General features: G+C 47.6%; 17 protein-coding genes and 1 pseudogene. 9 read left to right on the forward strand and 9 right to left on the reverse strand.

The genetic code is table 11. From position 1 onward, the window contains the following. Nucleotides 1-32: 32 nt before the first annotated feature. Complete coding sequence (locus NT073_RS29550; RefSeq protein WP_297381355.1) at nucleotides 33-668, forward strand: hypothetical protein; 636 nt, start codon at nucleotides 33-35, stop codon at nucleotides 666-668. A 278-nt stretch (nucleotides 669-946) separates the two neighbouring features. Here the strand turns inward: NT073_RS29550 and NT073_RS29555 are convergent. From NT073_RS29555 to NT073_RS29580, 6 genes and pseudogenes are all read right to left on the reverse strand, one after another. Beyond that, nucleotides 947-1,519, reverse strand: a pseudogene (locus NT073_RS29555) (glycoside hydrolase). Nucleotides 1,520-1,565: 46 nt separating this feature from the next. Next, on the reverse strand, nucleotides 1,566-1,976 hold the full coding sequence (locus tag NT073_RS29560) for a GreA/GreB family elongation factor (RefSeq protein WP_297381358.1): 411 nt from the start codon (nucleotides 1,974-1,976) through the stop codon (nucleotides 1,566-1,568). A gap of 86 nt (nucleotides 1,977-2,062) precedes the next feature. Next, entirely contained in the window at nucleotides 2,063-2,746 is a 684-nt protein-coding gene (locus tag NT073_RS29565) for an MCP four helix bundle domain-containing protein (RefSeq protein ID WP_297381360.1), read from the reverse strand. 84 nt (nucleotides 2,747-2,830) lie between these two features. Further along, entirely contained in the window at nucleotides 2,831-3,013 is a 183-nt protein-coding gene (locus NT073_RS29570; RefSeq protein WP_297381363.1) for a hypothetical protein, read from the reverse strand. 12 nt (nucleotides 3,014-3,025) lie between these two features. Further along, a complete protein-coding gene (locus tag NT073_RS29575; RefSeq protein ID WP_297381367.1) occupies nucleotides 3,026-3,238 on the reverse strand; it encodes a hypothetical protein in 213 nt (70 codons plus the stop codon). Nucleotides 3,239-3,345: 107 nt separating this feature from the next. Further along, complete coding sequence (locus NT073_RS29580) at nucleotides 3,346-3,519, reverse strand: hypothetical protein (RefSeq protein ID WP_297381369.1); 174 nt, start codon at nucleotides 3,517-3,519, stop codon at nucleotides 3,346-3,348. 69 nt (nucleotides 3,520-3,588) lie between these two features. On the opposite strand from NT073_RS29580, the gene NT073_RS29585 reads away from it, so the two are divergent. The 4 genes from NT073_RS29585 (at nucleotide 3,589) to NT073_RS29600 (ending at nucleotide 6,514) form a co-directional block, all read left to right on the forward strand. Next, a complete protein-coding gene (locus tag NT073_RS29585; protein WP_297381371.1) occupies nucleotides 3,589-4,569 on the forward strand; it encodes a hypothetical protein in 981 nt (326 codons plus the stop codon). Between the two features lie 58 nt (nucleotides 4,570-4,627). Continuing rightward, entirely contained in the window at nucleotides 4,628-4,981 is a 354-nt protein-coding gene (locus tag NT073_RS29590; RefSeq protein ID WP_297381374.1) for a TerB family tellurite resistance protein, read from the forward strand. Between the two features lie 87 nt (nucleotides 4,982-5,068). Then, entirely contained in the window at nucleotides 5,069-5,785 is a 717-nt protein-coding gene (locus NT073_RS29595) for a TerC family protein (protein WP_297381376.1), read from the forward strand. A gap of 90 nt (nucleotides 5,786-5,875) precedes the next feature. Continuing rightward, entirely contained in the window at nucleotides 5,876-6,514 is a 639-nt protein-coding gene (locus tag NT073_RS29600; protein WP_297381379.1) for an MCP four helix bundle domain-containing protein, read from the forward strand. 307 nt (nucleotides 6,515-6,821) lie between these two features. On the opposite strand, the gene uraH is transcribed toward NT073_RS29600, so the two are convergent. Next, entirely contained in the window at nucleotides 6,822-7,241 is a 420-nt protein-coding gene (uraH, locus tag NT073_RS29605; RefSeq protein WP_297381382.1) for a hydroxyisourate hydrolase, read from the reverse strand. Between the two features lie 681 nt (nucleotides 7,242-7,922). Between uraH and NT073_RS29610 the strand changes: the two genes are divergently transcribed. Together NT073_RS29610 and NT073_RS29615 are read left to right on the forward strand one after the other, a co-directional pair. Continuing rightward, nucleotides 7,923-9,767, forward strand: coding sequence for a sensor histidine kinase (locus NT073_RS29610; protein ID WP_297381385.1), 1,845 nt, complete (start codon nucleotides 7,923-7,925; stop codon nucleotides 9,765-9,767). A gap of 3 nt (nucleotides 9,768-9,770) precedes the next feature. Next, on the forward strand, nucleotides 9,771-10,163 hold the full coding sequence (locus tag NT073_RS29615) for a response regulator (RefSeq protein WP_297381388.1): 393 nt from the start codon (nucleotides 9,771-9,773) through the stop codon (nucleotides 10,161-10,163). Nucleotides 10,164-10,346: 183 nt separating this feature from the next. Here the strand turns inward: NT073_RS29615 and NT073_RS29620 are convergent, their stop codons facing one another. Both NT073_RS29620 and NT073_RS29625 read right to left on the reverse strand, forming a co-directional pair. Next, the gene (locus NT073_RS29620) at nucleotides 10,347-10,748 is read right to left on the reverse strand and encodes a CBS domain-containing protein (RefSeq protein WP_297382148.1); all 402 of its coding nucleotides are present in this window, start codon (nucleotides 10,746-10,748) and stop codon (nucleotides 10,347-10,349) included. A gap of 15 nt (nucleotides 10,749-10,763) precedes the next feature. Next, nucleotides 10,764-12,194, reverse strand: coding sequence for a chloride channel protein (locus NT073_RS29625; RefSeq protein WP_297381391.1), 1,431 nt, complete (start codon nucleotides 12,192-12,194; stop codon nucleotides 10,764-10,766). A 109-nt stretch (nucleotides 12,195-12,303) separates the two neighbouring features. Here NT073_RS29625 and NT073_RS29630 point away from each other — a divergent pair, with 109 nt between their 5' ends. Together NT073_RS29630 and NT073_RS29635 are read left to right on the forward strand one after the other, a co-directional pair. Beyond that, nucleotides 12,304-12,936, forward strand: a complete 633-nt coding sequence (locus tag NT073_RS29630; RefSeq protein WP_297381394.1) for an HPP family protein — start codon at nucleotides 12,304-12,306, stop codon at nucleotides 12,934-12,936. Continuing rightward, nucleotides 12,936-13,622, forward strand: a complete 687-nt coding sequence (locus NT073_RS29635; protein ID WP_297381396.1) for a Crp/Fnr family transcriptional regulator — start codon at nucleotides 12,936-12,938, stop codon at nucleotides 13,620-13,622. The genes NT073_RS29630 and NT073_RS29635 overlap by 1 nt, the downstream gene beginning before the upstream one ends. The last annotated feature ends 122 nt before the right edge of the window (nucleotides 13,623-13,744 follow it).

A 13,744-nucleotide genomic window follows, 5' to 3' on the forward strand; every position in this document is an offset into this window, starting at 1 on the left:
TAAGAAGACAGGTATAGTAAACCCGTTTTCTTATGTCGATACCTGGAATCAATAGCCTGACGCACGAAATCCCGCCGGAACTGGCCCGGTTTCGCACGAACAAAACGATACCGTCGATCCTCGAACACAGTGTTCTGACAGCCCTCTCCTTCTACCCGGAACTGGTCGAAACGTCCATCCAGTTCGTGTTCAAGCAGTCGATAAAATCATCGGTGATGCAGGCACAGCCCGTGTTCAGCACTATACTGGCCAGCCGAAAATCCAGAGCGTACCGCATCAACATCAGTTCAACATTCAAGCTGACGCACACGGCAATTCCGATTCATCAACTTCCCGAGGCTATTATGATTGGCTGGATCGGTCATGAGTTGGGACACATTATGGACTATGAGAGCCGCACCAACCTGGATATGGTCAGGTTTGGGTTGGGTTATGTCTTTTCAGCCGGTTACGTAAAAAAAGTAGAGCGCATTGCCGATGCCCACGCCGTTCGGCACGGATTGGGCAAATACCTCATTGAAACCAAGCGGTTTATTCTCGACCACGCCGAACTTCCGCAGAGTTACAAAGACAAAATTGCGCGGTTGTATGTATCGCCCGAAGAGATAACGGAGCAGGTGAAACGGCTGGAAGAAGAGAAGCTCGACTGGCAGCGGAAAGCACTGTGATGGCAGAAGTCCAAACCACTAACTTCCCCGTAATTTACGTTATCCAGATGGCGTAAGCGGCTCCGTTCGATGAAACGGGGCTTCACCAGATGTTTATCCCGATTTGTTGTATAGGACGTAAACTGACTGAATTTTACCGAAACGCCCGACAAGGACAGCGTTACGACTGAAACTGTCATGTTAACGGCTACCAGCACCACTTTTTTCGCGGCTTCGTCTTTATAGGCCGAAAGCGTATAGCTACCGGCCTGAGTCACCGGATCGGTGTGGTTGTCGAGTTACACATCGATTCGCTTCATACCTGGCCGAACGAATCGGGCGTAATTGCCGAATGCCCACAACTGCTTGGAGTCGACCACCAGTCCTGACCGACGGGCATTGTTCGGGTCGGTAAACTGTCCGTTTGGGCCATTAATGTCCACCAATCTATCGCTATAGTTGTACGGATTGATGGCCAGCCACCATTGCCAGGATGCCACATTAGCCACCGTCAGGTCGTTATGGATCACTTTGGTTACGTATAATCCCTAGTCGATGCTCGTATTACGCGGATAGCCGTTGTATTTACCGCAAATATCACCCAGGATACCAAACTCGGGTTGCCAGAGCGTCAGCAGGCCCACCTGCCGGGCAGCGCCCAGTGCTTTCTGGCGCGTATGAACTAGGTTGGCATCATCGCAGGTGGTGAAATAATTGTGGTAGGACATGACCGGTGCCACGTTGCCCGCACTTGCTGCCGCCCGGTATCGATTCGTACTGTCTGCGTGGTTAACGGCAGTTCTTTCCCATTTAGTCGAGCCCTGAGCCGGGCTTCGTCGGTGGTACCGGGAAGCTGTATATTTCCAAAACATCAGAAGCACTAAAACGAACTAATGGGTACATTAACCTGGCTGAGGATTAAAGTGAGAAATCACCAGCCGCTTCGGGCTGGTAAATTATGTGGTTGATTCGGACGTCTACAGAACCAAATGGGGTAGACAGGCTAGCCACGGTTCCCCGCTGATAGCCCAAGAGGGCGGTAGCTAAGGGAGCGAAAATGGAGATTCGGTTATGTGCACCATTAGCCTCTTCGGGATATACCAGGCAAATGTCCAGGTGCTTGCCCAGGTCGATGTACTCCAGGCTTACCACCGAATTCATGGTGACCACATCCGCTGGCATTTGGACCGGGTCAAGCAGGGTTGCTCCTTCCACTCCCCGCAACAGTTTCATGAGCTGCGCAGGGGATATTCGGGCATTGACTTTAGCCTGCTCAATGCGTTTTTTTAAGCGCTGATAGTCCAGCTTACTAATGATTCGATTCTTCATAATTCGTTGTTTTTGATGATAAATACGACAAATAAATTCCTAAAGAGATGCTTTGCTCAACCCTGAAGCTGCGGAAAAGCAATCCATTAGTTGAGGTGAAATGGCTGGACTGGCTGGCGTATTAACCGCGCGTTGTGAATAAGGGCCAGAATCACCAGACCCACCAGGAGTGAAACGGCCGTTAAGAGGGTTACATTCAGCGATCCGCCTGCGGCCATCCGATGCGCATCCTTCAGCGATTTTTGGCCCGTTTCGGCTTGAATCTGAACCAGTTCATGGAGTGCCTGAACACTGTGTTTAAAAACGAGTGCCCCGGGTCCGTAAAATACCTGACGGGCTTGGGACGGCTGTTCAGCGATTAACAAGGCCTGTATAGACTTCTCAAGGCCTTGGCCCTGCTTCCATTTCTTGTTGAATGCCTTCAACCAGCGCGTCTCACTGGTAGTCAGTTTCGTTTTTTCGAATTGACTGATCCGCTCGTTTATTCGCTGGTCGTAATGCTTTAGCTGTTCAGCCAAAGCAGCGGGTGAAACGGGCCGTTCATTAGTGAATTGATCTTCTATCAGAAGTCGTTTGGCGTAGATACTTTCGTTAATGTGAACCAATTCGATGGCAGGCTGCAAACGGTCAGCGTAGAGGGTGACCACCGCTCGTTCCATGTCCTGTACGTCATTTTTCAGGCTGGTCGCCGTATACAAAATGACCAGCATCAGGCTGAGCAACAGCCCGGCCGCTTTGAGTTTTTGTTGGAGGACGAAAGACCATTTCATGTTATTCAGGAAAAATTTACGCTCGGCTCATAGCTTACTGACGGCCAGCAATGCGTTTACAGGGTGTTGGCATTGAGCACGTTTTTATCCTGACACGAGCGCGGCTTCGGCCCGATGCCAGGGCTTTTGCCGCCGACACCAACGCAGCAATTGGATACGTTCTCCAACTGACAGGTAGGTAAGTAACTTGCGAAGTTCTTTGCGGAAAAGTGACTTATCAAAGCTTACTTTTTCCAGGACGCACTGACTATACTCAAACCAGGACATATTGATAGTAGGTTAAGGGTTAAACATAGCCGTTGTCGGCATCGATAACGGGTTGGCACCAAGGTCATAGCAGGCAGGCTGCGTTTTAAGAAGTTGTTGTCGCCGGTTCACCTCCGCCCACAAACAGCTCAGTAACACCCCGCCAAAAAAGAGCAGATAAATTACTGGCAACCAGTGATCGATGGGTATCTTCTCCTTCAACGGAACAATAGGATGCGTTTCCATACTTGTTGCGGATTAGTAGTGAACAGATAAGGGGCGGGCAAAATGGCTGATCATCCCTGCCGTCGGTTGTACGTCGGCCAATTCTGACTTAGGTGGGTCTATTTCGATTAGATACCCAGCCACTCGGTCGGGTAATCGCTGCGCTGCCTGAGCGGTGCTCCTGCTTTATGACCTTGCTGAAACCAAGCGTATGTATAGTTGAAGACGATCCCAAAGCCAGCCAGCAGACTAACTATAAGTATCTTATTGGCGTGGGGAACTCGTCGTATGAGTCTTTCCATGGCATGGGCATTTGGTTTCCTTAATTTCCTGCTGTAAATTTACAGTTGTAAAAATACAAATGCAAGTTTATGACCTATATTAGTGCACAACCGGAACTATCGACTACCTGGGAGGACATCTGTTTTCCTGTAGAGCCGCTGTTGCTCAGCGATCTGTTGCCGGACTACGACATTATAGCCACCGACCGTCAGAAACTGATTGTGGGCCAATTAGCAGGGGGGCGTAAAACCCTGTTTGGCATTCAGAGTGCCGACTACACCATTATTCCCAACCGGGCCATTCAGGAGGTCGTCGACGAACTGATCCCAGATTATCAGCTCCTGATTAAACATACTAACACGGGCGAGTTTAGCATCAGTATTATTCTGCCTGCATCGCTGTCGGTAGGAACTGAGCAACTGCAACGTAGTCTGACTATTACCAACAGTTATAACGGAAAAACGCCCTTCAGTATTCAGGGGCAATCGCTGACGGCTCTGCTGGACCCCTCTACCCATCTGGGTAGTAGTGTATACCGCAACGTTTGCCAGAATGGGCTGCTGGGCTGGGCGGACTCCTTTGCCGATCTGGATACCTATCAGACCTGGCTAGGCCACTGGGCAAAAGGGTCTCAAAAAACACCGGCTGCCAAAACGCCGTTGCCCCATTCGTCTCGGCCACAGCGGTCTACGCCGGATATTCGTAAACTCCATCAAAGTGCGCTAACCATTCCGCTGTTTCAGCAGCAATTGCATGAGTTGCTTCTCGATCACCTGACAACCGGCGTTACGCTAACAGCGGCCGTCTATGACCATTTTCAGCAGACGGACATGGCGGGTAATCATGAGAACGTACTTCGAAAATTGCCCGTACCGGTTCAGTTGATCAAACAGGCCCGTGAGCGTCTTCGGTTGGAACAACGGCTGTTAAACTCCACCCCATCCTGCTGGCTTATCTACAACGCCGTCAATTACGCCCTGTTTACGGCCCGCAGCAGCCTGACACTCAACGACCGATATCGCCTGGATGAGCGCGTGTTTCATCACTTGGCCGCTCAGGCGTATGCCTGAAATACCACACCAACCAGCTATAAACGCGTCTTCAAAGGAATTTATAAACTCAACCACTATGTATTCACCCGATGTAGCTATGGGATTAGGCAGTATCGTTTATGCCCTTTGTAAACTGGACGGTCAGCTTCATCAAGAAGAGACAAAGCTGGCCTGTGACCTGCTGGCTGAGGGCCCCTACAGTGATCTGGCCATCTGCGCGATGTTCCTACGGGACAATGTGGGCGAACCTACCGAGGAGGCTACCGCATTTGGCCTGCGCCGAATGGCCGACAAGCGGGTTAACGTCAGCCAGGAAACTAAGAAACGATTCATCCGTATCCTGTTGCGCGTGGCACGGGCACACGAGGGCATCTCACGGGAAGAAAGGGCCTTTATTCGGCAGTTCTGGCAGGAATTGCAACGAATGTAACAAGAAACGTCTATCCATCCCGGTGCGGGATAGACGTCGGGCTTAAATCAATACCGTAATTCATCTATTATTACCTCAATTTGCCTTATGGATGGTCTCAATCACCTGATCCCCTTATTTACCCTGATAGTGCTGGAAACCATTCTCGGCATCGACAACATAATATTTATTTCTATTCTGGCCGGTAAACTGCCCCTCGCCAAACGAAATCGATTTCGGTACTGGGGCCTTGGCCTGGCAATGTTCCTGCGACTGGGCCTGTTAACCCTGCTGGCTTGGATCATGCAACTAAATACCCCCCTGTTTACCGTGGTCGGCATCGGCATTAGCGGGAAAGACCTGATTTTACTGGCCGGGGGCTTGTTTCTGATTTACAAAAGCACTGCAGAAATCTATCATTACGCTGAATTGGGCGATAATGCCCATGCCCCCGATACGACCAAACATTCGTTCCGCGACCTGTTGATTCAGGTATTGATTCTTGACCTGGTTTTTTCACTGGATTCCATCATCACGGCCGTGGGCATGGTCAATCAGCTTTGGGTAATGTATACAGCAGTTGTCGTATCGGTGGGCATTATGCTGCTGGCGGCTAAACCTATCAGTGAATTCATCACCAAACACCCGTCGTTCAAGATTCTGGCTCTGTGTTTTTTGCTCATCATTGGTATGTCCTTAGTGGCCGAAGGGCTGCACGTCGAGATACCCAAAGGGTACATTTATTTTGCTATGGCATTCGCCTTTCTGGTTGATCTAATCCAGATGAAGACGGTAACCAAAGCCGGTACCAAGCGAGTTAACTAAAAAACGGGGCTTTCTTATTGACGGAATAATTTAAATAGCACAAGGCTTATCTGTATAACGGGTTGACAACCGGCTAATCCACCTTACTCCATGGCACCTTCTCCTGACTCTTATTCGCCGGTACGCTCCATCCTGCTGGTGATTGCTTTACTGGGTTTAATTTTGACCAGCATCTTTCTGAGCCGTCGCAGTGTGCATGGTATACAGCAGGCATCTGCATCCATCTATAAAGATCGTCTGGTACCAACCGGTATGCTGGTCAATCTGACAGCCGCCGTTTACCGCAAACGACTGTTGCTGGAAACCTACGCGCTGGCCACCGATAAACCAAATAAGGGTCTGATTACCTCAACGCTTGATGGATTCAACCGACGGACAGACTCCTTACTGACCGAGTTTGAACGAACCAAACTAACGGAAAAGGAAGCCGAGCGGCTCCGGTTATTCAGGCAACGGCTGACCGTTTATAATCGGTTGGAAGGCGAGCTAACGACCAATTTAGTCGATTCGCCAGCGGCCCGGCAGGCTCTCTTTGCCGGTAGTGGCAGTACAGCTTTTGGCCAGGTGGTCCAAACGCTTGATGAACTGGCTGCTCTGCAACTTACCGTTGGTGAGGAACTACTGAATGAATCGAGAGGGCAAACGAACTACATTTACGTCCTGACGGCGTTACAAATAGGTCTGGTACTGATGATTGGATTGAGCCTGTTCTGGCACCGTTTTCAATAGGGATGAATACCCGCTATTAAGCAACGGGTAATTTACCCGGCAGCAATCAGTGCTTTAGGGACTTCAGCTACCTGACTCCAGTTCAGGTCGGCTCTGACTTTGTCTCAGTCAGAGCCGACCATGCAATCGGGCACACCAAAATCCTGCTGAGTAGAAGCAGCCTATCAAAAACCGGGTCTGGTCCCTTTTTCGAGTTCTTCAGACTCGAAGCTGCTACCATGCTGCTGATCAACTGGCTAGCATACGGCTATGGGATTGACCAATAGACTTGTGAAAGTATTAACCTTTGCTCCGATTTATCAACGAATCAATTGCCTCGATAGGTCGAATAACCGTAGGCCGACAGCGTAATGGGCACGTGATAGTGACTGGTGCCCTTCAGCTCGAACACCACTTCGATGAACGGATAAAAGCTCTCCATTTTGTTCTTTCTGAAATAAGGGGCCACCAGATAGGTTAGCCGGTAAATACCCGGATTTGAGGCACTGGCAGGCAGGAAATCGGCGATACGCCCGTTCTTGTCGGTAACTTTTTCATCGACCAGCAACCAAGCTTTAGTCTGGGCATTCATCTTCTCCAGCTTAATGGATACGCCACTCGCAGGCATCCCTTTGGAAACATCCAGAATGTGGCTTGATAGCTGATAGGTTGTTTGCTGACTGAAGGAAAACGTAACGGTGACTATCGCGATTAAGATTGCAAAAAGGGTCTTATTTATCTGTTTCATTTACACGGGTTTACCAAACGACAGGCTGTTTAGCAAATTTGTTTGAACCACTACTTTCAGCGGATAAGAGAGGACGGTAATGATTTTTGGGGATGGTCTTGCTACAGTGCTACCGTACAAGGCATTAATTTCGTTGAAGAGTCGGAATTTTAGGATGTATTTAACCCATGCGTAATGTTTGCTGAATACTTTATAGCAGAAGTACAAACACAGACAGTGAAAACGCTCACTGGTCTACCGATTCATTGAGCAATTTCGGCGATTAAAGAGTAAAGACACGCAATTGTATTTATTTAAAAATGAACAATTGGTGCGTTATCCGTCTTGTTTAATCGATTGTCCTCTTCATTGCTTTATTTCAGATACTGCATCGAAAGCCTAAATTTTTAAAATAAACGGTTGATTATCAATAAGCCGGTAGATAAGATTATAAAATTCACGGTCCATCGTTGTGATTGCTTAGCGTATAAATCTGACCTTTGGGATCAAGAAGACCTATTGAATTACTATAACAAGACGTTTATCTTTAAGGCTATTCGTATATTATTAGATTAATTTAATTTCTATTAATGAGTCACAAGGACACTATATATCTTTTATAGTAAACTATATATGTTTAGATTCGGCGTAATAAATTAATCATTACTAATATGTTCATTAAAAAATCATCTTAATCAAATAATGCAGACTAAACTTGACCTTTACCATAGGGCAGTGCCTTTAGCCCAATTGGGTATCTGGGAAAGAAATCTGGTAACAGGTAAACTTTATTGGAATGATATCGTGAGAGACATTTACGAAGTTGATGTCGATCTTATGCCATCGGCTGAAGGTGAGTCAATGTTTTATCTCGATAGTGCCGCTGTCCAACAATTATTAAATGAAGTTTTTGAGTCTCGCACGCCTAAAACAGGGAAGTTTCGACTTCGTGCAACAAGCGGGACTGTCAAATGGGTACGGCTGAAAGCAAATGTTCATATCGAAGAAGGCGTATGTGTGGCTTTATATGGCACAATAGAAGATATTACTGAAGAGGTCATCATGCTCAACACACTCCTTGAAAGAGAACAGCGTTTTGAGCAGGCTTTCGATTTTGCCCCAATCGGTATGGCCATGGTTTCCCTGGAAGGGAACTGGCTCAAGGTTAATGATAGCCTATGTCAACTATTGGAGTACTCTGAAAATGAGCTTCTGAAATTCACCTTTCAAGATCTTACTCACCCAGATGACCTCGATTCTGACCTTCAACAAATGTATCGATTACTGGCAGGCAAGATTCGTAGATATAGTATAGAAAAACGATACATCCGTAAAAATGGCCAACTTATCTGGGCTCTTCTACATGTGTCGCTAGTACGTGATCACCAGAATACCCCTCTATATTTTATTTCTCAGGTTAAGGATATATCCGAACGAAAGAAACATTTGGAAGTAGTACAAAGGGAAAGGCTACGGCTGGATAATATCATCCGGAGTACTGGTGTCGGGACCTGGGAATGGGACGTGCGCAGTAATCAAGTCATTTATGACGCCAGATCATTAGCTATCTTAGGGTATAGCTCAGATGAATTAGGAAATAGCCAAATGACCACCTGGTATGGTTTGATTCACCCTGAAGATCGGCAAGCCAATGAACTACTGCTTCAGCAATGCCTGCAACAGAAAGTCGATTTTTATGCATCAGAATGCCGTATGCTTCATAAAGATGAGCGGTGGATCTGGATAGAAATCAGAGGAAAAATAATTGAATGGACGGAGGAGAATCAGCCGCTGCTTATGTTGGGAACATACCTGGATATTCATGAGCGCAAAAGCCTGGAAGAAGAACAGAGAAAAATGCTGGAAATTGTCAGTGAACAAAACAGCCGTCTGTTAAACTTCACTCATATTGTTTCTCATAACCTCCGTTCTCATGCCGGTAATATTCAAATGCTGGCGGATATACTCACTCATGAGCAAGATGAACAAGGGCGAAAGGAATATACGACTATGCTCCTTACCAACACAGTTAACCTACAGGAAACACTTGTGCATCTTAATGAGGTCATTAAAGTACAAGGATCTGATCTAAAAAATAAGAAACCATTAAAGCTGCTCAATGAAATAGAAAATACTCTGACGGTGTTATCCGAGTCGATACGACATGCTCAAGCCCAGTTGTATATCGAGGTAAGTAAGCAGATAGAGGTTCGATATGATCCGGCTTACCTGGAGAGTATTTTATTAAATCTCATCAGTAACTGCATCAAGTACCGGCACCCTGACCGACTACTGATAATCAATATAACGGCCTTCTATAGCGAAGGATCTGTCCTATTAAAAGTGACGGATAATGGGTTAGGGATTGATCTGAAGATGCATGGCCACAAGCTCTTTGGTATGTATAAGACGTTTCATGGAAATACGGACGCACGGGGTGTGGGCTTATTTCTGACTAAAAGCCATGTAGAAGCTATGAACGGCCGAATTTCTGTAGAAAGCACTGTAAACGTGGGAACAACGTTTACGATAACAATCAAATCATAACAAATGAAAACAATAGATATTGCCTGTGTAATTGATGATGATAAAATTTACACTCTTTTACTTTCCCAACAGATGAAAGTAATCAATTTCTGTGAGACCTTATTGACTTTCCATACAGGGAAAGAAGCTTTGGATTATCTGAAACCGATCATGGCATCGCCGGAATTACTACCGGAGGTGATTCTACTGGACTTGAATATGCCAGTTATGGATGGTTGGCAGTTTCTGGATGAGTTTGTACAAACTAAGCCTGCCAAGAAAATAACGATCTATATAGTAAGTTCTTCAATTGATGTGGCAGACCATATTAAAGCGGCAGCCTATAAAGAAGTTTCTCATTTCTATGTAAAGCCTATTACCAGAGAAAACCTAACGGATATCTTAGAGGTACTTTAATGGAAATTAATGGCCTAACTGCGTTGAATCAGGTAGATTCGTAAATGGTATAACAGGGTTTGTCTGCAAGCAGTGTGGTCAAACTCATTGTCAAAGACTTCCATGAAAGGCTAAAATTTGTGTTTCGCACCTCAAGTTTCGCCCTTCTTCGGAAGTCTTTTACAGTATCCTGCCTGAACAGCTTCAATAAGCTAATCGTCTTCGTAACCCCCGTCTAACCGAAAGATGCTTTTCGCGAAGGGTAATTTCCTGAGCACTAACTTGGTAAGCGGAAAACACATCGGCATAATCCACAATACAGACCGTCAGCGGATCGGCTGATACGACGGCCAGCATGTCGACCGAGTTGTGGTTCATCAGCTCAATGGCAGCTTTCAGTGTGCTTTCAGTTGAAATGTATGGATACGAGTGATCCGCCAAAACGGTACTCAGCCGGGTTGTCTGATCCGAATAGGCGATCAGCGTTGATAAACGAACGATGCCACGAACCTGCTGATGCCGGTCGATCACCACAAAACGCTGGCTTTGGGTCGCTGTCTGCCGAATGGTTTGATAGACCTCACTAAGCGTGCTGTCTTCGGCCAGAAAACTAGTACAGGGCTAAGCCACCTGGCCAACAGTCCATTTCTCCAGCCAGTCGGGTTCGTACGAGTTGGGGGTTTTGGTGCCCCGCCGGGCTATTTTCTCAGTCATTATGGTATTCTCCATAAAGAGCAACGATATACTATACGAGCCAACGCAGGCAGCCAGCAGGGGCAGCAGACTATTGGCCTGTAGAGTTGTTTCGAGAGCAAAAACAATGGAGGTCAGCACCGCCCGGCTGGCTCCGGCAAATAATGCCGACATGCCGACCAGAACGGCTAGAGACAGGTTGATATCCAGACCAGGAAACACCAGATGTAAAGTATGAGCGGCCAGCGCCCCCAGAGCCCCGCCAATCGTCAGCAAGGGAGCAAGCGTACCGCCAGAGGTGCCGCTGCCCAAGGCAATAGACCAGGAAAGCAGTTTATACAAACACAAGGGCAGTATAACCGCTACCGGCATGGCCCCCGTCAGCAAATTGGTGATGTTGTCATAACCTACCCCCAGCGTTCTGGGCGATATATAGCCGATAAACCCCACTACTAACCCGCCCAGAGCGGGCCACCACATCCAGTGAATGGGCAATTTTTCGAAGCCGTCCTCGATCAGATAAACCAGTTTGGTAATCGCCACCGACAAGCCTCCGATAACCAGTCCAATAGCACTGTAAGCCAGCAGGGCCATCGTACTGGCTTTAGGTATCGTACCCATGAGGGCAAAAACGGGTGCGCTGCCAAACAGCAGGTGATGACCGGCAGCCCCCGTAATGCAGGCCAGTGCTACCGGAATAATAGAACGGGCGGAGAATTCGAACAGGAGTAATTCAATAGCCAGGAAAATAGCGGCAAGGGGAGTACCGAAAATGGTGGCCATACCCGCCGTCGCGCCAGCCGCCAGCAACGTTTTCCGCTCCGCATCGCTGATCGTGAGTAGCTGACCTAATGTAGAGCCCAAGGCTCCGCCAGTGGCAATAATAGGCCCCTCGGCTCCAAAAGGTCCACCCGTACCAATCGAGATGGCTGCTGAAAGCGGTTTTAAAAAGGCGATGCTGGGGTTGATCCGACTTTTATTGACTAAAATCTGTTCCATAGCTTCGGGTATTCCATGCCCCCGGATAGCCCTGGAACCATAAAAGGCCATTAAGCCTACCAGCAGCCCACCCACGGCTGGTACGCCAATGACCCACATTCCCAAGGCCGAATCGGCCGGACTCCGTTCGGCCAGCGACCACTGAGCAAAGAAAGCTAGATTGGTTACTAGATTAATGAGATAGACCAGCCCTCTGGCAACCAGAGCTATGCCAGCCGCCAGACCAACAGCTAGTATAGCCATCCAGAGAATCCGTTTGTTTGCTCCCTTTCGGAACTGCTTTAGCCATTTACTACCGAGGCTGTGCGGTAAGGAGGTCGAAATAGGGATAAAGTCAGAGACAGGTCGTGGTCCATGCATAGCTAATCATATACTTATTATGATACATATCAATACTAATTGCAAGTTATAAAATTTAGTTGCCTATTTTTGTGATATAAATCATATTTTAATTACGATTTTTCTATTTATGCTTTTAAAAAGGCCGTACCGGATTGCTCGCTACGTTATTTACAGACAGACCCTGATCGATCCCGTTGATCATTTCTGGACGTTTCTGGGGTCATTTATTGCCATCGCTTCCTTTGGTCTTTTGAACCAGTCTCAACTGACCGACCCGGATCGGGTGTTTCTGATTGGCTCGTTCGGAGCCAGCTGCGTGTTGATCTTTGGCGCAACGCACAGCCCGCTTGCCCAGCCCCGCAATCTGGTTGGAGGGCATTTGCTGGCCGCTGTAATTGGGGTGAGCACCTACAAGCTGCTGAACGGCCAGCTCTGGTTAGCATCAGCGCTGGCGGTGTCCCTTTCGATAGTGGTTATGCAACTAACCAAAACGATGCATCCACCCGCGGGCGCAACGGCCCTTATTGCTAACATTGGCTCAGAAAAAATAAAATCGCTGGGTTTTCAGTATATATTGACCCCTGTGTTGACGGGTGTACTGATTTTATTGGTACTGGCCCTGTTGATTAACAATATTCCCCGTCATCGGTCTTACCCAAGTCAGCCCATTCGTTGGAGAAGCCATCGGGGCCATTGGCCTAAGCCGCTAAAGAAATCAAGCCAACAGACCAACTCCCAAAAACGAGTTCGAAGCCATTAATGAAACCTAAACCAACGTCCTGCGATTTAAGCTGTTGCCTGCTCTGCAAAAGCAGCCAGAAAGAATGGCTCTCTTTGATTGGAACGAATCGACAGATGCTGTCCTTCAAGAAAAAGGACGTGATTTTTTCAGAGGGTAGTCCCGTCGCCGGGGTTTATTTTGTGTATTCGGGCACGGTAAAAATTCATAAAGCCTGGGGCTCTAACAAAGAATTAGTGCTGAACTTCGCCCGAAAGGGGGATATGATTGGTTACCGGGCGTTGGGCAACGACCAGATTCTACCCATTACGGCTACGGCTTTAGATGAAGTAACCATCTGCTTTATGACCTTACCGTTCTTTGAACTCTTTATCCAGTCGAACCAACCGCTTACCTACGCGCTGATGAAATTCTACGCCAATGCGTTGCAGGAGGCCGAAAAACGGATGCGTAATCTGGCCCTGATGGATGTAAAAGGGCGGGTTGCCGAAACGCTGCTGATGCTACAGAGCAAATTTGGCCAGGATGAAGAGGGTCGGATCAATATAGCACTGACGAGGCAGGATATGGCAGCCTACGCCGGTACCACCTACGAAACCTTTATTCGTATGCTTCATGAATTAACGACTGCGGGGCTGATTCAACCGGTTGATAAGCGACTGATTATCCTGGACGAGGCCCAATTATCGACTCTATTAAATACCTGATTTGTGGTTAAAACTAACGTTCAGAAACACGATCACTTTCAATCGGTACGCCGGGCGCTATGTTTACTATCTGTCAATTGGAATCAGTTGCCAAGACAATACACGGTCGACCGTTTGCTTGA

The sequence above is a fragment of the Spirosoma sp. genome (genome assembly GCF_026391055.1).
GTDB lineage: Bacteria > Bacteroidota > Bacteroidia > Cytophagales > Spirosomataceae > Spirosoma.